The organism is Stenotrophomonas sp. PS02300 (assembly GCF_029959395.1).
Classification (GTDB): domain Bacteria; phylum Pseudomonadota; class Gammaproteobacteria; order Xanthomonadales; family Xanthomonadaceae; genus Stenotrophomonas; species Stenotrophomonas maltophilia_AD.
Genome location: NZ_JASCOP010000012.1, coordinates 18,717 through 34,045, shown reverse-complemented (window position 1 = coordinate 34,045; position 15,329 = coordinate 18,717). Strand labels below are relative to the sequence as shown.

15 protein-coding genes are annotated in these 15,329 nt (G+C 68.3%); 8 read left to right on the top strand and 7 right to left on the bottom strand.

Going from position 1 to position 15,329, the window contains the following annotated elements:
• Positions 1-3: 3 nt before the first annotated feature.
• Both QMX79_RS20940 and QMX79_RS04330 read left to right on the top strand, forming a co-directional pair.
• Positions 4-2,103 carry a glycosyl hydrolase family 18 protein gene (locus tag QMX79_RS20940; protein ID WP_336618851.1) on the top strand — a complete coding sequence of 700 codons (2,100 nt, stop codon included), beginning with the start codon at positions 4-6 and terminating at the stop codon, positions 2,101-2,103.
• 134 nt (positions 2,104-2,237) lie between these two features.
• The gene (locus QMX79_RS04330) at positions 2,238-2,570 is read left to right on the top strand and encodes a hypothetical protein (protein ID WP_282244753.1); all 333 of its coding nucleotides are present in this window, start codon (positions 2,238-2,240) and stop codon (positions 2,568-2,570) included.
• 45 nt (positions 2,571-2,615) lie between these two features.
• Here QMX79_RS04330 and QMX79_RS04325 read toward each other — a convergent pair whose 3' ends face one another.
• Positions 2,616-3,407: a thioredoxin fold domain-containing protein gene (locus QMX79_RS04325; RefSeq protein WP_282244752.1), complete on the bottom strand. Its 792-nt coding sequence runs from the start codon at positions 3,405-3,407 to the stop codon at positions 2,616-2,618.
• 135 nt (positions 3,408-3,542) lie between these two features.
• On the opposite strand from QMX79_RS04325, the gene QMX79_RS04320 reads away from it, so the two are divergent.
• The gene (locus tag QMX79_RS04320) at positions 3,543-4,370 is read left to right on the top strand and encodes a hypothetical protein (protein ID WP_282244750.1); all 828 of its coding nucleotides are present in this window, start codon (positions 3,543-3,545) and stop codon (positions 4,368-4,370) included.
• A gap of 9 nt (positions 4,371-4,379) precedes the next feature.
• Here the strand turns inward: QMX79_RS04320 and xerD are convergent, their stop codons facing one another.
• Complete coding sequence (gene xerD / locus QMX79_RS04315) at positions 4,380-5,357, bottom strand: site-specific tyrosine recombinase XerD (RefSeq protein ID WP_282244748.1); 978 nt, start codon at positions 5,355-5,357, stop codon at positions 4,380-4,382.
• Positions 5,358-5,404: 47 nt separating this feature from the next.
• Between xerD and QMX79_RS04310 the strand changes: the two genes are divergently transcribed.
• Complete coding sequence (locus QMX79_RS04310; protein WP_282244741.1) at positions 5,405-5,878, top strand: RDD family protein; 474 nt, start codon at positions 5,405-5,407, stop codon at positions 5,876-5,878.
• Positions 5,879-5,958: 80 nt separating this feature from the next.
• Here QMX79_RS04310 and lptG read toward each other — a convergent pair whose 3' ends face one another.
• Positions 5,959-7,065: an LPS export ABC transporter permease LptG gene (gene lptG / locus QMX79_RS04305; RefSeq protein ID WP_282244739.1), complete on the bottom strand. Its 1,107-nt coding sequence runs from the start codon at positions 7,063-7,065 to the stop codon at positions 5,959-5,961.
• Positions 7,062-8,141: an LPS export ABC transporter permease LptF gene (gene lptF, locus QMX79_RS04300; protein WP_282244738.1), complete on the bottom strand. Its 1,080-nt coding sequence runs from the start codon at positions 8,139-8,141 to the stop codon at positions 7,062-7,064. The genes lptG and lptF overlap by 4 nt, the downstream gene beginning before the upstream one ends.
• A gap of 104 nt (positions 8,142-8,245) precedes the next feature.
• Between lptF and QMX79_RS04295 the strand changes: the two genes are divergently transcribed.
• The 3 genes from QMX79_RS04295 to QMX79_RS04285 all read left to right on the top strand — a co-directional run bounded on the left by QMX79_RS04295 (position 8,246) and on the right by QMX79_RS04285 (position 12,990).
• Positions 8,246-9,736, top strand: coding sequence for a leucyl aminopeptidase (locus tag QMX79_RS04295; protein ID WP_282244736.1), 1,491 nt, complete (start codon positions 8,246-8,248; stop codon positions 9,734-9,736).
• Positions 9,723-10,148 carry a DNA polymerase III subunit chi gene (locus QMX79_RS04290; RefSeq protein ID WP_282244734.1) on the top strand — a complete coding sequence of 142 codons (426 nt, stop codon included), beginning with the start codon at positions 9,723-9,725 and terminating at the stop codon, positions 10,146-10,148. Before QMX79_RS04295 ends, QMX79_RS04290 begins: the two co-directional genes overlap by 14 nt.
• A gap of 73 nt (positions 10,149-10,221) precedes the next feature.
• Positions 10,222-12,990, top strand: coding sequence for a valine--tRNA ligase (locus QMX79_RS04285; RefSeq protein WP_282244732.1), 2,769 nt, complete (start codon positions 10,222-10,224; stop codon positions 12,988-12,990).
• Between the two features lie 79 nt (positions 12,991-13,069).
• On the opposite strand, the gene rimI is transcribed toward QMX79_RS04285, so the two are convergent.
• The 3 genes from rimI to pssA are packed head-to-tail and all read right to left on the bottom strand — an operon-like array spanning position 13,070 to position 14,774.
• Positions 13,070-13,567, bottom strand: a complete 498-nt coding sequence (gene rimI, locus QMX79_RS04280; RefSeq protein ID WP_282244730.1) for a ribosomal protein S18-alanine N-acetyltransferase — start codon at positions 13,565-13,567, stop codon at positions 13,070-13,072.
• Positions 13,564-13,938 (bottom strand): hypothetical protein, encoded by a 375-nt coding sequence (locus QMX79_RS04275; protein ID WP_282244773.1) that lies wholly within the window; start codon positions 13,936-13,938, stop codon positions 13,564-13,566. The genes rimI and QMX79_RS04275 overlap by 4 nt, the downstream gene beginning before the upstream one ends.
• A gap of 56 nt (positions 13,939-13,994) precedes the next feature.
• On the bottom strand, positions 13,995-14,774 hold the full coding sequence (gene pssA, locus QMX79_RS04270; RefSeq protein WP_282244728.1) for a CDP-diacylglycerol--serine O-phosphatidyltransferase: 780 nt from the start codon (positions 14,772-14,774) through the stop codon (positions 13,995-13,997).
• A gap of 101 nt (positions 14,775-14,875) precedes the next feature.
• On the opposite strand from pssA, the gene QMX79_RS04265 reads away from it, so the two are divergent.
• The gene (locus QMX79_RS04265; protein WP_282244726.1) at positions 14,876-15,256 is read left to right on the top strand and encodes a DUF4124 domain-containing protein; all 381 of its coding nucleotides are present in this window, start codon (positions 14,876-14,878) and stop codon (positions 15,254-15,256) included.
• Positions 15,257-15,329 lie beyond the last annotated feature (73 nt).

Here is a 15,329-nt window from a genome sequence, read left to right as displayed (position 1 = left end):
GACATGGCTGACCCGATTGCGCGCAGTACGGTGACATCGTTATCCCCCCGCGCCTCCCGCCACCGGCGCTGGCTGCTGGCCGCAGCCCTGGCCTCGGCGACACTCGCCCCGGGGCTGGCCCAGGCCGCCAGCTGTAGTGGCGTACCGGAATGGAACGGCAACGTGATCTACCTGGCCGGCAGCACCCTGCAGAAGGGCGGCGTGCTGTACCGGGCCAACCAGGACATCTGGAACGCCCCGCCCGACCACCCGGCCGGCGCGCCGTACTACACCAACCTGGGCGCCTGCGACAGCGGCGGCAGCAACCAGCCGCCCAGCGTCAGCCTGACCTCGCCGGCCAACGGCGCCAGCTTCAGCGCCGGCAGCACCATCACGGTCAGCGCCAACGCCAGCGATGCCGATGGCAGCGTCAGCAAGGTCGAGTTCTTCCGCGGCGGCACCTCGCTGGGCATCGACACCAGCGCCCCCTACAGCGTCAGCTGGAGCAACGCGTCGGCGGGCACCCACACCTTCAAGGCGGTCGCCACCGACAACAACAACGCGGTGACCTCGTCGGCGACGGTCAGCGTGACGGTCAATGCGGCCAGCAACGACACCACCCCGCCCAGCGTGCCCGGCGGCCTGGCCTCGCCCTCGAAGACCGCCACCACGGTCAACCTGGCCTGGAACGCGGCCACCGACAACAGCGGCGGCAGCGGCGTGGCCGGCTATGACGTGTACCGCAACGGCACCCTGGTCGGTTCGCCCAGCGCCACCCAGTACACCGACGGCGGGCTCACCGCCAGCACCAGCTATACCTACACCGTGCGCGCCCGCGACAACGCCGGCAACGCCTCGGCACGCAGTGCGTCGATCAGCGTGACCACCGCGGCCGGCGGCGGCAGCGGCGGCAACAAGCGCGTCATCGGCTACTTCACCCAATGGGGCATCTACGGGCGCAACTACCGGGTCAAGAACATCGACACCAGCGGGTCGGCCAGCAAGCTCACCCACATCAACTACGCGTTCGGCAACGTGCGCAACAATCGCTGCGAAGTGGGCATCACCCAGCCATCGGACCCGAACACGGGAGCAGGCGGGGATGCGTTCGCCGATTACACCAAGGCCTTCCAGGCCGGTGAAAGCGTCAGCGGCGGCGCCGATACCTGGGACCAGCCGCTGCGCGGCAACTGGAACCAGCTCAAGCAGCTCAAGGCCAAGCACCCGAACGTGAAGGTGCTGATCTCGCTGGGTGGCTGGACCTGGTCGCGCGGCTTCTCCAGCGCGGCGCAGCCGGCCAACCGCCAGGCCTTCGTGGCCTCGTGCATCGACGCCTACATCAAGGGCAACCTGCCGGTGACCGATGGTGCCGGTGGCGTGGGCGCGGCGGCGGGCGTGTTCGACGGCATCGACATCGACTGGGAATACCCGGTGGCATGTGGCCTGGCCTGCGGCACCCCGGCCGACAACGCCAACTTCACCGCGCTGCTGGCCGAGTTCCGCCGCCAGCTCGACGCGGTGCGCCCGGGCCTGTTGCTGACCGTGGCGGTAGGCGCGGGCATCGACAAGATCCGGGTGACCGATCCGGCGACGTATCACGGGTACCTGGATTACATCAACGTGATGACGTACGACTTCCACGGCGCGTTCGATCCGATCACCGGCCACCATTCGGCGCTGTTCAATTCGCCGGCGGACCCGTCCACCGGTGATACCAAGCTGTACAACAGCAACGATGCGATGGAAGCCTTCCTCGCCCGTGGCGTGCCGGCCAGCAAGCTCAACCTGGGCATCGGCTTCTACGGCCGCGGCTGGACCAACGTGCCCAACGTCAACAACGGCCTGTACCAGAGCGGCACCGCCGCAGCCGGTACCTACGAGGCCGGCATCGAAGACTGGAAGGTGCTGAAGAACCTCAACCATCCGATCTACACCGATGCGAATGCACGGGCCACCTGGAGTTACAACGGCACCACGTTCTGGAGCTTCGACACGCCGGCGCTGGTGACCGAGAAGATGGGCTACGTGAAAACCCAGGGACTGGGCGGCGCGTTCTTCTGGGAGTTCAGCGGCGATGACACCCAGGGCACGCTGGTGAACACCATCAGCAACGGGTTGAAGTAACCGACTGCAACGACGCGCCCGGGACCCTTGCGGTCCCGGGCGCTTTTTCTTTGCGCGCGTGAGCACTTTCTGGAAGCCGCCCGGCGACGCCTTTCAATAATGGCGGTCCTTCTTCTTACCGCACCTTGAACCCGATGCGTATCTCTACCGTCTTCCTGGGCATCGGCGCTGTGTTTGGCAGCAAGGATGCGAGCCGCGCCCTTGAACACCGGCGCGCGCTCAAGACGCCATTCATCACCAACATCGCCAACATCAACCGGGAATGGAAACAGTCGCGTCGGCGTGAGGGCTTCCGCAATCCGCTGGAGGTGCCGCTGCCTCGCTTCACGACGGGGCGCGCGCCTGTCTACGTGCAGACGGCGGTGACGCACTGGCGCGGATTGGATGATGCAATGCCTGCGGTGATCCTGCCGCGGGCAAGCCTGCTGTGCGCGCAACGCAGCTGGTTGCACCACGGCGCCAGCTGAGGCCTGGTCAACGCCCCGGCGCGTTCGCACCGGGGCGTGCGTGCATCAGCGGGCCTGGCGCTCCAGCGCCTTGACCAGCTGCGCCGGGGGCAGGTAGCCGCCCAGCTGGGTGCCATCGGCGGCGAACACTGCCGGGGTGCCGCTGACGCCCACCTGCTGGCCCAGCGTGTACTGCATGGCGACCGGGTTGGTGCAGTTCTTCGGCTTCACCGGCTGGCCCTGCTTGGCGCTGGTCAGGGCCTGGCGGCGATCGGCTGCGCACCATACCGAGATCATGTCGGTGTAGTCCTGGCTGCCCAGGCCCATGCGCGGGAAGGCCAGGTATTCCACCGTGATGCCCTGCCGGTTCAACTCCGGGATGTCCTGGTGCATCTTGCGGCAGTAGCCGCACTCGATGTCGGTGAACACCGTGAGCGTGTGCTTCGGGTTCGGCGCGGCGAACACGATGCGCTCACCGCGCGGCACGCCATCCAGCAGCTTCTTGCGGAAGGCCAGCAGGCCGGCGCTGCTGGCCGGGGTGCGGTTCTGGATGTCGTACGGCTGGGACTGCATCAGGTAGCGGCCGTCGTCGGAGACGTACAGCACCTGCCCGCCCACCAGCACTTCGCGGAAGCCCGGGAACGGGGCGGCCCCGATGTAATCCGGCTTGAACTTCGGATCCAGGCTGGCCAGCGCGCTGCGCACGGTCTGGTCGGCGTTGCCGTTGGCGGCAGGCGCCGCGGGGGTGGCCGCGCTGCTGCCCGGCTTGGGGGCCGGCGTGCCACCGGGGGCGGCCGGCTGGGCGCAGGCGGTCAGGCTGAGCGCACCGAACAGGGCCACGGTAAGAACTCGACGCATCTGTACATCCACGGGTGAGAGTGGGCGGATTCTCGCACAGCCGCCCCGGCGAAGCCTGTGAGGCCGAGTGAATTCTGGAAGTGCGCGGCACCCGCAGCGGGGATGATCCCATCCCCCGAATCGATCCCCGGCCGCATGCGCATTCCGTCCCCACTGCTCTGGTTCAAGGCACAGCTTGGCAGCACCTCGGCCAAGGTCGAGCTGAGTGTCCGCTCTCCCTGCAACGGCAACCGCTTCATTTCCGCCGTCGTTGCGATCCAGAATCGGGAGGCGCGTTTGACCCAGGCCTGGCGGCGTGACCAGCTGTCCGAGACGCAGCTGGTGGACCGCAGCCGGCACCTGACCGACCTGCGCCAAGCGCTGTATCACAATGCATCACCCCTCGCCCACGGCCGATCCATGCAGAACCTGCTGACCCGCATCGGCAATCTTTCGTCGGTGCCCGTCCCGCACAGTTTGTCGGGATCACTGGAGTCGCTTGCGTCACGTACCTCGGTGAACTCCCGGACCTCGATGGCATCGACCGAACAGTCCCACGGTAGCGCCCTGGATGTGCTGGCCCAAGCCGTCTGGAGCGGCCAGCTGAATTCACTCAAGCAACTCCGCGCCAAAGTCCTGGCAACGGCGGAACTGATCGGCGACGCCGATCCCTGCCGACTGCAGTCAGATGTCATTGCGGATGTCTTCGACGCGCTGCGGGCCCGTGCTCCCGTGGGTGCGAGCCTGGGCGCGGAATGGAGCGTGGTGCGCTACCTGCGGCGGGAAATGCTGACCAACAGCGATGGCCCTTACGGGCGCGTGGCAACCGACCGGCTGATCGACCCGGAGACGCTCGACCGCCATGCGGCGCTGCTCGCGCGACCGCTGCCCACCGGCGACGCTCCGCCGAAACCGCCCCGCTTGGGCCAACCGCGCGCCGTGAGCGTACCGCGCGACTGGCAACCGGGTGAATCCAGCGCCTGAACGGCGGCGCTAGCCGCGCGGGTGATGCTTGGCGTGCAGCTTCTGCAGGTGTTCGCGCGCCACCAGCGTGTAGATCTGGGTGGTGGACAGCGAGCTGTGGCCGAGCAGCATCTGCAGCGCGCGCAGGTCGGCGCCGCGGTTGAGCAGGTGGGTGGCGAAACTGTGGCGCAGCCCGTGCGGGCTGATCCGCACCGGGTCGATCCCGGCGAGCACTGCGTACTTCTTCACCAGGCCCCAGAACTGCTGGCGGCTCAGCGGGTGCAATGACGGCTCCAGAAACAGCGGCACCGCGCCGTCGCGCGCGGCGGGCACGGCACGCGTGCCGGCCAGTTGCGGGCGTGCTTCGCGCAGGTAGCGCTCCAGCCAGTGCTGGGATTCCTCGCCCAACGGCACCAGCCGTTCCTTGCTGCCCTTGCCGGTGACCCGCAGCACGCCCTGGCGCAGGTTCACCGCATTAGCCGGCAGTTCCACCAGCTCGCTCACGCGCAGCCCGGCGGCATACATCAGTTCCAGCATGGCGCGGTCGCGCAGGCCCAACGGCTGCGCCACGTCGGGGGCGGCCAGCAGCGCGTCGATCTGGCTTTCGGCCAGCGCCTTGGGCAGCAGACGCGGCAGCCGCGGCGGATCCAGCAGCGCGCTGGGGTCTTCGCTGCGTTGCCCGCGCCGCACCGCATCGGCGAAGAACGCGCGCAGCGCCGAGAGCAGGCGCGCGTTGCTGCGCGGCGACCAGCCGTGGCGTGCGCGCCAGGCCAGGTAATCGAACAGGCCGGCGCGGTCGATCCCGGCCAGTCCGCCGCCAGTGCCGTCGCGCCAGCGTGCCAGCCCCTCCAGGTCACGCCGGTAGCTGTCCAGGCTGGCCCGGGCCAGGCCCTGTTCGGCCCAGACCGCATCGAGGAAGCGTTGGATCAGCGCGTTGTCGTCGTCGCGCAGCTCGGGCAGGTGCTGCACCAGTTGGCGGCGCGCGGCGGGGGTGGTGGTGTCGGCCATGCGCACAGGATACGGAAACGGACAGCCGGCGCAGGTATGCTCGGCGCATGAGCACACCCACTGCCGTGGCAACCGACACCGCCCGCCCTGCATCACTGTTGCTGTGGCGGCTGCTGGCGCTGCTGTACGACTTCTTCCCGGCGCTGGCGCTGTGGATGCTGGTCGGCGCGCTGTTCACCGCCGGCTACGCCACGGGCCACGCCGCGCGCGACAACATCGCGCCGTTCAGTGCGCTGCAGTGGGTGCTGTGGCTGTGCTGCTGGGTGGTGACCGGTGTCTACGCCGTGGAAAGCTGGCGGCGCGGTGGCCAGACCCTGGGCATGCGGCCGTGGCGGTTGCAGGTGGTGGGCGCCGATGGCACCGCGCCCACCCGGAAGCAGCTGTGGCTGCGTTATGCGGTGGGTACGGTGTCGGTGCTGCTGGGTGGGCTGGGGCTGTGGTGGGCGTTGATCGACCGGCAGCGCCTGGCGTGGCATGACCGGATGTCCGATACGCGTATGCAGCGGCTGCCAAAACGGTAGGTACCCACCGTTGGTCGGTACGCATCAACGCGCAACGACCAACGGTCGTTGCCTATCGTCGGGTTGACCCGGCTCCCGGGTCAGCCCGACTTGCGCCGGAACAGCATGCCCGATACCACCAGCATCACGATCGGTGGCAGCGCATAGGCGATGCGGTAGTCGAACTTCAACGCACCGGCCATGCGCCCGAAGAACAGCTGCAGCAGCCAGAAGCCCAGCGCGAACAGGATGCCCAGGAACAGGCGCTTGCCCATGCCGCCGCTGCGCAGCGAACCGAACGCGAACGGGACGGCGGCCAGGCACAGCGCCAGTACGTTGAGCGGGTAGAACCAGCGGCTCCAGTAGATGTCCTCGTAATCGCGCGCGTCCAGCCCGTTGCGCTTGCGGTATTCGATGCTGGTGCGCAGGTCGCGCGCGGCCAGGTTGCGCGGCTTGGAGAACCCGGAGGCCAGCGCGCCCGCATCCAGCTTGGAATCCCACTTTTCGGTTTCCGCAGTGGTACGCGTGGCCGAACGCTCGCCGAAGGTATCGCGGCGCACCTTGTTCAAGGTCCAGCCATCGGCGGTGTGCTCGACCGTGCCGGCATGGGTCACAGACGCAATGTTGCCATCCGGTGCGATCTGGTACAGGCGCACGTCGCTGAGCACCAGGCGCGTGCCGCCGCCGGGCAGCAGCTGCTCATCGCCACTGGTCGCAGTGAGGAAGGTGTCGCCTTCGCGCACCCAGACGCCCGCATAACGCGACGCAGCAAGGTTCTGCCCGGATTTCGCACTGGCCCTGATGTTGTCGGAGCGGTTCTGTGCCCACGGTGCAAGCGTCTCGCCGTTCACCACCATCACCGCCGTCATCAACGACAACGCGATCGCCACCGAGGCACTCAGCCGCTTGCGCGACAACCCCAGCGCGCGCAGCGCGGTGAGCTCGGAGGTGGCGGCCATCTGGCCCAGGCCCATCAGCGCACCGATCACCGCTGCGGTAGGGAAGAACGTGTAGGCCCGGCGCGGCACGGTGTACAGCACCGAGGCCGCCGCATGGCCCAGCGTATAGCCGCCCTTGCCCACGTCCTTGAACTCGCCGGAGAACGCCATCACCACGTCCAGGCCGACCAGCACGGCCCAGGTCAGCAGCACGGTGCCGAACACCGCCCGGCCCAGGTAGAAATCAAACCGCATCGGGTGAAGCTTCATGCGGTCCTCCGCGGGCGCGAGAGCTTACCGTCGCGCAGGTACATCCAGATGGCCAGCGCCAGCAACGGCAGGCTCAACCACCACAACCCCAATGACGCCGGCACCTTGCCGTCGGCGATCCATCGGGTACCAATGAACATCAGGTTCATGCCGACCATGTAGGCAAGGAAGGCAAACATCATCCTCCCGTACCGCTGCTGGCGCGGCGAACTGCGCGCCAGTGGCAGGGTCATCAAGGCAAACGCCAGGGCGATGAGCGGGGGCGTGATGCGCGAATGCAGCTGCGCCTGGGCCTCCGGCCGGGTGTCGCCGAACAGCCGGCCGGTCGGCATCAGCTCGGGGTCGTTTTCGTCGCGGGTGATGGCGCCATCCGGCAGCGCAACGTCGTTGCGGGCGAAGGTCATCAGCCGGTAATCCAGCGCGCCGTTGGCCGGGCCTTCAACCTGGTGGCCGTCATCCAGCCGCAGATAGCGCTGCCGGTCGCCCTCGAAGAACATCTTGCCGCTCGCGGCCGACATCACCTCGATGCGGTCGCCCCGGCTGCGCTGTACGAAGACCCGCCCCAGCCCGCTGCCGTCGGCCGAGACCGAAGACAGGTAGACCACCCCGCCATTGGACAGCATGGTGAACTTGCCCGACTCCAGCCCGGCCATGACCAGGCTCTTGTTGGCGTCCTCGATCATCTGCTCGCTGGTCCGGTCGGCCCACGGGCCCAGCCACAGCGAGCACAGGCCGATCAGCCCGACCACCGGCAGCACCAGCATCAGCACCGGCCGCAGCAGCCGCTTGGGCCCCACCCCGATGGCGGTCAGGACCGCCATTTCCGAGTCCCGGTACAGCCGGGCGGTGGCCAGCAGCAGGCCCAGCATCAGCGCCAGCGGCAGGATCAGCGGCATGTAGACGATGAACTGCAGGCCCAGCTGGGAGAACAGCAGGCGGGCGGGCAGGCGGCCATCGGCGATGTTGCCGAGGATGTCCACCAGCACGCCGCCCACGCTTACTACCAGCAATACGATCAGGGTGGCCAGAAAACTCTGGACGAAATCACGCAGGAGATAGCGATCGAGCTTCGACATGGGGCGGTGGTTTAAACTCTCGGATTCGTTCGCGTGGTTGCCCAGTCTACTGACGGGACGTAAACAGCTCGCGATTGTACGTATTTGCCAACGGAATCTGATCAATGGCCCTGGAATTCACCCTGAACCACGCTGCCCCGGCCTCGGCCGAGGTCGACTGCGTCATCGTTGGCGCCTATGCCGACCAGACCCTGAGCCCGGCGGCACAGGCCCTGGACGCCGCTTCGGGCGGCCGTTTGACCGCCCTGGTCGCCCGCGGCGATGTCAGCGGCAAGACCGGCGCCACCACCCTGCTGCATGACGTGCCCGGCGTGAAGGCCCCGCGCGTGCTGGTGGTCGGGCTGGGCGAGCCGGCCAAGTTCAGCGTGCCCCAGTACCTCAAGGCGGTGGGCGATGCCAGCCGCGCGCTGAAGAGCGGGGTCATCCGCCACGCGCTGTTCACCCTGGCCGAGATCGAGGTCAAGGGCCGCGATGCCGCCTGGAACATCCGCCAGGCCGTGATCAGCGCCGACCACGCCGCTTACCGCTACACCGCCACCCTGGGCACCAAGAAGGCCGAGGCCCCGGGCCTGGCCACGCTGGCCATCGCCGGTACCGACAGCCAGGCGCTGACCCAGGGCCAGGCCATCGCCGCCGGCGTGCAGCACGCCCGCGAGCTGGGCAACCTGCCGCCGAACCTGTGCACCCCGGCGTACCTGGCCGAATCCTCGGTGGCCTTCGCCCAGGCCCATGCCGGTGCCGAAGCGGAGATCCTGGACGAGACCCAGATGGAAGCGCTCGGCATGGGTTCGCTGCTGGCCGTGGCCCGTGGCTCGGCCAACCGCCCGCGCCTGGTGGTGCTGAAGTGGAACAACGGCGGCGACGCCAAGCCGTACGTGCTGGTCGGCAAGGGCATCACCTTCGACACCGGCGGCGTGAACCTGAAGACCCAGGGCGGCATCGAAGAGATGAAGTACGACATGTGCGGTGGCGCCAACGTCATCGGCACCTTCGTCGCCGCCGTCACCGCCAAGCTGCCGCTGAACCTGGTGGTGGTGGTCCCGGCGGTGGAAAACGCCATCGACGGCAACGCCTACCGCCCATCCGACGTGATCACCTCGATGTCGGGCAAGACCATCGAAGTGGGCAACACCGACGCCGAAGGCCGCCTGATCCTGTGCGACGCGCTGACCTACGCGCAGCGCTTCGAGCCGGCCGCGCTGGTCGACGTGGCCACCCTCACCGGTGCCTGCCTGGTCGCCCTGGGCCACCAGACCGCCGGCCTGATGACCAAGCACGACGACCTGGCCAATGAACTGCTGGCCGCCGGCGAGCACGTGTTCGACCGCGCCTGGCGCCTGCCGTTGTGGGACGAGTACCAGCCGATGCTGGATTCCAGCTTCGCCGACGTCTACAACATCGGCGGCCGCTGGGCCGGCGCGATCACCGCCGGCTGCTTCCTGTCGCGCTTCACCGAAGGCCAGCGCTGGGCGCACCTGGACATCGCCGGCGTGGCCAGCGACGAAGGCAAGCGCGGCATGGCCACCGGCCGCCCGGTCGGCCTGCTGACCCAGTGGCTGCTGGACCAGGTCGGCCGCGCCCATGTCGCGGGCTGATTTCTACCTGATTGCCAAGCCGCGGTTCCTCACGGAGCCGCTGCGCCTGGTCTGCGAACTGGCCCGCAAGGCCAACGATGCGGGGTTGTCCACCCTGGTGTTGGCGCGTGACCAGGCCCAGGCCGAGGAGCTGGACGAGCTGCTGTGGTCGTTCGACGACGATGCCTACATTCCGCACCAGATCGCCGGCGAAGACGCGGACGAGGAAGAGGCGCTGGTGCTGATCGCCGCGCCGGGTACCGACGCCGCCGCGCGCCCGCTGGTGATCAACCTGCGCGACGACCCCTACCTGGGCGCCTGCGACCGGGTGCTGGAAGTAGTGCCGGCCGACCCGGAAGCCCGCGAGCCGCTGCGCGAGCGCTGGCGCCAGTACAAGGCGCTGGATTTCGACCTGAACAAGTACGACATGTAAGCCCGGCCCGGCACCCTTGATCGGTGCCGCCGGTGCCCTGATCCTTCAACGATTGCCTCCTGGTTGCCCCCGCATGACCCAACTTGCCTCCAGCTACGACCCCAAGACCTTCGAAACGGAGCTGTACGACTCCTGGGAGAAGGCCGGGCACTTCAAGCCGTCCGGCAAGGGCGAGCCGTACACCATCCTGCTGCCGCCGCCGAACGTGACCGGCACGCTGCACATGGGCCATGCCTTCCAGCAGACCCTGATGGATGCGCTGGTGCGCTACCACCGCATGCGCGGCTACGACACGCTGTGGCAGGTGGGTACCGACCACGCCGGCATCGCCACCGAAATGGTGGTGTCGCGCAACCTGGCGCTGGCCGGCAACGGCGAAAGCCGCGATTCGCTGGGCCGCGACGGGTTCATCGAAAAGGTGTGGGAGTGGAAGGCGCAGTCGGGCGACATCATCGAGCGCCAGATGCGCCGCATGGGCACCTCGGCGGACTGGTCGCGCAGCACCTTCACCATGGATCCGCAGCCGTCCGAAGCGGTGGTCGAGGCGTTCCTGCGCTGGCATGAGCAGGGCCTGATCTACCGTGGCCAGCGCCTGGTCAACTGGGACCCGGTGCTGAAGACCGCCATTTCCGACCTGGAAGTGGAAAGCGTGGAGGAAGACGGCTTCCTGTGGTCGATCAGCTACCCCCTGGCCGACGGCAGCGGCAGCCTGACCGTGGCCACCACCCGCCCGGAAACCATGCTCGGCGACACCGCCGTGATGGTGCACCCGGAAGACGAGCGCTATGCGCACCTGATCGGCAAGATGGTGAAGCTGCCACTGACCGACCGCGAGATCCCGGTGATCGCCGATGATTACGTCGACCGCGAGTTCGGCACCGGCGTGGTCAAGGTCACCCCGGCGCACGATTTCAACGATTACCAGGTGGGGCTGCGCCACGACCTGCCGATGATCAACCTGTTCACCCCGGTGGCGGCGATCAACGACAACGCCCCGGAAAAGTACCGCGGGCTGGATCGCTACGAAGCGCGCAAGGTGGTGCTGGCCGAGCTGGAAGAACTGGGCATCCTGGTCGAGACCAAGGCGCACAAGCTGCAGGTGCCGCGCGGCGACCGGACCGGCCAGGTGATCGAGCCGTACCTGACCGACCAGTGGTTCGTGAAGATGGACGTGCTGGCCAAGCGCGGCCTGGAACTGGTCGAGAACGGTTCGATCCAGTTCGTCCCGGCCAACTGGATCAACACCTACCGCCACTGGATGGAAAACATCCAGGACTGGTGCATCAGCCGCCAGCTGTGGTGGGGCCACCGCATTCCGGCGTGGTTCGATGACGCCGGCACCTGCTACGTCGGCCGCGACGAGGCCGACGCGCGCGCGCGCGCCAACCTGGGCGCCGACGTGGTGCTGCGCCAGGACAGCGACGTGCTGGAAACCTGGTTCTCCTCGCAGCTGTGGCCGTTCTCCACCCTGGGCTGGCCGAACGAGCAGGCCATGGCCGAGCGTGGCTTCGAGCGCTACCTGCCGTCGTCGGTGCTGATCACCGGCTTCGACATCATCTTCTTCTGGGTGGCCCGCATGATCATGGCCACCGACAGCTTCACCGGGAAGATCCCGTTCAAGGACGTCTACATCACCGGCCTGATCCGCGATGCGCAGGGCCAGAAGATGTCCAAGTCCAAGGGCAACGTGCTCGATCCGCTGGACATCATCGACGGCATCTCCATCGACGACCTGGTCGCCAAGCGCACCACCGGGCTGATGAAGCCCAAGGACGCGCCGAAGATCGAGAAGGCCACCCGCAAGGACTTCCCCGACGGCATCATCGCCCACGGTGCCGACGCGCTGCGCTTCACCATCGCCGCGCTGGCCACCCATGGCCGCGACATCAAGTTCGACATGAGCCGCGCCGAGGGCTACAAGAACTTCTGCAACAAGCTGTGGAACGCCAGCCGCTTCACCCTGATGAACACCGAAGGCGCGCAGTTCAACGGCGTGCCGCAGCCGCGCACCGATGCCGAACGCTGGATCCTGGCGCGGTTGGCGGCAGTGTCGGCCGAGGCGCAGGCGCACTACGCCAACTACCGCTTCGACCTGCTGGCGCAGGCGCTGTACGAGTTCGCCTGGAACGAGTTCTGCGACTGGTTCCTGGAGCTGACCAAGCCGGCGCTCAACGGCGACAACGCCGACGACGCGGCCAGCACCCGCCACACCCTGCTGTACGTGCTCGAAGCGCTGCTGCGCCTGCTGCACCCGCTCACCCCGTTCGTGACCGAGCAGCTGTGGCGCCAGGTGGCCCCGCGCCTGGGCCTGGACGGCGACACCATCTCGCTGCGCCCCTACCCGACCGCGGACGAGTTCGCCGGCGATTTCGTGCGCGCCGAGGCCGACGTGGAATGGCTGAAGTCGATGGTCAGCGCGCTGCGCCGCGTGCGCAGCGAACTGAACGTGCCGCCGGCCAAGCAGGTCGGCCTGCTGCTGCAGGGTGGCAGCGAGGACGACCGCAACCGCGTTGCGCGCTTCACCTCGTCGCTGTCGTTCCTGCTCAAGCTGGAGCGCATCGAGTGGCTGGCCGCCGACGCGGAAACGCCGCCGGCGGCCACCGCGATCGTGGGCGAGCTGACCCTGCTGGTGCCGCTGGAAGGCCTGGTCGACCTGGGTGCCGAGCGCGCCCGGTTGGACAAGGAAATCGCGCGGGTGGAGGCGGAGAAGGAAAAGAGCGCCACCAAGCTGTCCAAGTTCACCGACAAGGTGCCGGCAGCGGTGATCGAGCAGGAGCGCGTGCGCCTGGTCGACTGGACCACGCAGCTGGAAGGCCTGGTCGCGCAGCGCGCGAAGCTTTAAACGGGTGAAAGGCAGGCGACCAACGGTCGCCTGCTACCGCGGTGCACGCAGCCACGCAGGGCGTGGCTCTACGCTGCCCTTACAACGGCGGCATCGTCTGGATGTCGTCGTCGACCAGCTCGATCGCCATCACCAGCGCGTCTTCGCGGCCATCACGGGCCGGGTAATAGCGCGGGCGGCGGCCGATCTCGTTGAAGCCTTCGCTGTGGTACAGCGCCACCGCCGGGGTGTTGGACGGGCGCACTTCCAGGAACACCCGCTGCGCGCCATGCTCGCGCGCCAGCTTGACCAGCGCGCGGAACAGCAGCCGGCCCAGGCCACGGGTCTGGCAGGACGGATCGACACAGACATTGAGCACGTGCGCCTCATCGGCGGCGATGCTGAGCACGCCATAGCCGACCAGCACGCCATCATCTTCCAGCGCCAGCGCCGGGTAACCGGCCCGCAGGCAATCGACGAAGATGCCGCGTGTCCAAGGGAACGGGTAGCCGCGCAGCTCGATTTCCATCACCGCGTCCAGGTCGCGTTCGCGCAGCGCGCGCAGCGACATCGGACGCGGCGAACTGACCGCGCTCACCCGCGGCCCCGCTTGCGCAGTGCCCTCAACTGCGGCCACAGCGCGCGCTTGGCGGCGGCATTGCCGCGCAGTTCGTCCAGGTTCCAGCCGGCCATCAACGCCTGGGTGTCGGGTTCGGCCGGGTTGCAGCCGGACGCGCGCAGCAGCGCGATCTGCAGGCGGTCGGGCATGCGCACCGCCGCGCGGCGGGTGCCGGCGCGGGCGGGTGCAGGTGCGGCGGGATCTTCCGCCACCGGAGCGTTGCGACGCGGCGGCGGGGCGGTACCGGACGGTCGTAGGGCAGGGCCCGGCTCTACCGGGATTGCGACCAACTCGACCACCGGTTCCGGCGCTGCTTCCACGTTGCCGTCCACGAACACCGTGTAGCCCATCGCCTGCAGCCAGGACTGCTGCGCCGGGGTCCACAGTGACGGGTCGGCCGGGCTGCTCACGCGCCGGGCTCGGCCGTCTTGCGGGTGCGCTGCCACAGCCAGCTGACCGGGCCGGACAGGGCATAGATCACGCCCACCGCGAACAGCACGCGCGGCAGGTCGATGACCATGATGGCAATGGCGATCGGCACCAGCGCCAACGCCAGGAACGGCACGCGATCGGCACGCGGGCCTTTCTCGCCGCTGCCCTTGAAGCTCCAGAAGCGGATCCGGCTGACCATCAGCAGCGCCGCCACCAGGGTCACGCCCAGCGCCACGTAGCGCAGTTCGTTGCCGTCCCAGCCCAGCGTGCCATCGGCGAAGGCCCACACGAACGACATCATCAGTCCGGCCGCGGCCGGACTGGCCAGGCCGATGAACCAGCGCTTGTCGACCACGCTGACCTGCGTGTTGAAGCGGGCCAGGCGCAGCGCGGCGCAGGCCGCATACAGGAACGCCACCGCCCAGCCGACCCGGCCGAGGATGGGGTCGTCGAACTTCAGCCACGACAGCGACCAGTGGTACATCACCAGCGCCGGGGCCATGCCGAAGCTGACCAGGTCGGCCAGCGAGTCGTACTGCACGCCGAACTCGCTGCTGGTGCCGGTCAGGCGCGCCACCCGGCCATCCAGGCCGTCCATGACCGCGGCCACGAACACGGCGATGGCGGCATTGACGAAATCGCCGTTGGCCGCCGCGATGATCGCGTAGAACCCGGCGAACAGGCCGGCGGTGGTGAACAGGTTGGGCAGCAAATAGATGCTGCGCGAGCGCGGCGGGGGTTTCATCTGATCCATGCCGCCAGTTTAGTGGCTGCGGCCCCATTTGGGGGGAGGCTTGCCAGCACGGGGCGGGAATGCTGCAATCGCGCCTCTGTCCCCCGTTGCCCGGAGTTGCCATGCGTGCCCTGCCCCTCATGTGCTGCCTGCTGCTGCTTGCCAGCGCTTCGGCCAGCGCCGGAACCGTCTACAAGTGGAAGGACGCCAACGGCGTGACCCAGTATTCGGAGAAGCCGCCCACCGGCCAGAACGCCGAGCAGCGCCAGATCCAGAACCGGGACCCGGTCGGCGGCAGCCCGGTGGCCAAGGCCGCCCCGGCCGAATCGGCCAACTGCACCACCGCCCGCGACAACCTGGCCCTGCTCAACGGCAAGGGCGCGGTGCTGCAGGACACCGATGGCGACGGCAAGCCCGATTCGCCGCTGGACGACACCCAGCGCCAGAGCCAGAAGGCCCTGGCCGAAGCGGGCATCAAGGCGTATTGCCAGCCGGCGGCCTGACCACACGACCGTTCGGCCCGAATTGGGCACGTTGGCGGCCGGGCTGGCAGAATATTGCCTTCCAGCCGTTCAG

What these genes read in the sequence shown, in the direction of transcription:
- QMX79_RS04320 (WP_282244750.1), top strand. Translation starts at nt 3,543, where the DNA reads ATGCGCATTCCGTCCCCACTGCTCTGGTTCAAGGCACAGCTTGGCAGC.
- QMX79_RS04265 (WP_282244726.1), top strand. Translation starts at nt 14,876, where the DNA reads ATGCGTGCCCTGCCCCTCATGTGCTGCCTGCTGCTGCTTGCCAGCGCT.
- xerD (WP_282244748.1), bottom strand. Translation starts at nt 5,357, where the DNA reads ATGGCCGACACCACCACCCCCGCCGCGCGCCGCCAACTGGTGCAGCAC.
- QMX79_RS04295 (WP_282244736.1), top strand. Translation starts at nt 8,246, where the DNA reads ATGGCCCTGGAATTCACCCTGAACCACGCTGCCCCGGCCTCGGCCGAG.
- lptF (WP_282244738.1), bottom strand. Translation starts at nt 8,141, where the DNA reads ATGTCGAAGCTCGATCGCTATCTCCTGCGTGATTTCGTCCAGAGTTTT.
- QMX79_RS04275 (WP_282244773.1), bottom strand. Translation starts at nt 13,938, where the DNA reads ATGGGCTACACGGTGTTCGTGGACGGCAACGTGGAAGCAGCGCCGGAA.
- QMX79_RS04310 (WP_282244741.1), top strand. Translation starts at nt 5,405, where the DNA reads ATGAGCACACCCACTGCCGTGGCAACCGACACCGCCCGCCCTGCATCA.
- lptG (WP_282244739.1), bottom strand. Translation starts at nt 7,065, where the DNA reads ATGAAGCTTCACCCGATGCGGTTTGATTTCTACCTGGGCCGGGCGGTG.
- QMX79_RS20940 (WP_336618851.1), top strand. Translation starts at nt 4, where the DNA reads ATGGCTGACCCGATTGCGCGCAGTACGGTGACATCGTTATCCCCCCGC.
- QMX79_RS04285 (WP_282244732.1), top strand. Translation starts at nt 10,222, where the DNA reads ATGACCCAACTTGCCTCCAGCTACGACCCCAAGACCTTCGAAACGGAG.
- QMX79_RS04330 (WP_282244753.1), top strand. Translation starts at nt 2,238, where the DNA reads ATGCGTATCTCTACCGTCTTCCTGGGCATCGGCGCTGTGTTTGGCAGC.
- QMX79_RS04290 (WP_282244734.1), top strand. Translation starts at nt 9,723, where the DNA reads ATGTCGCGGGCTGATTTCTACCTGATTGCCAAGCCGCGGTTCCTCACG.
- pssA (WP_282244728.1), bottom strand. Translation starts at nt 14,774, where the DNA reads ATGGATCAGATGAAACCCCCGCCGCGCTCGCGCAGCATCTATTTGCTG.
- QMX79_RS04325 (WP_282244752.1), bottom strand. Translation starts at nt 3,407, where the DNA reads ATGCGTCGAGTTCTTACCGTGGCCCTGTTCGGTGCGCTCAGCCTGACC.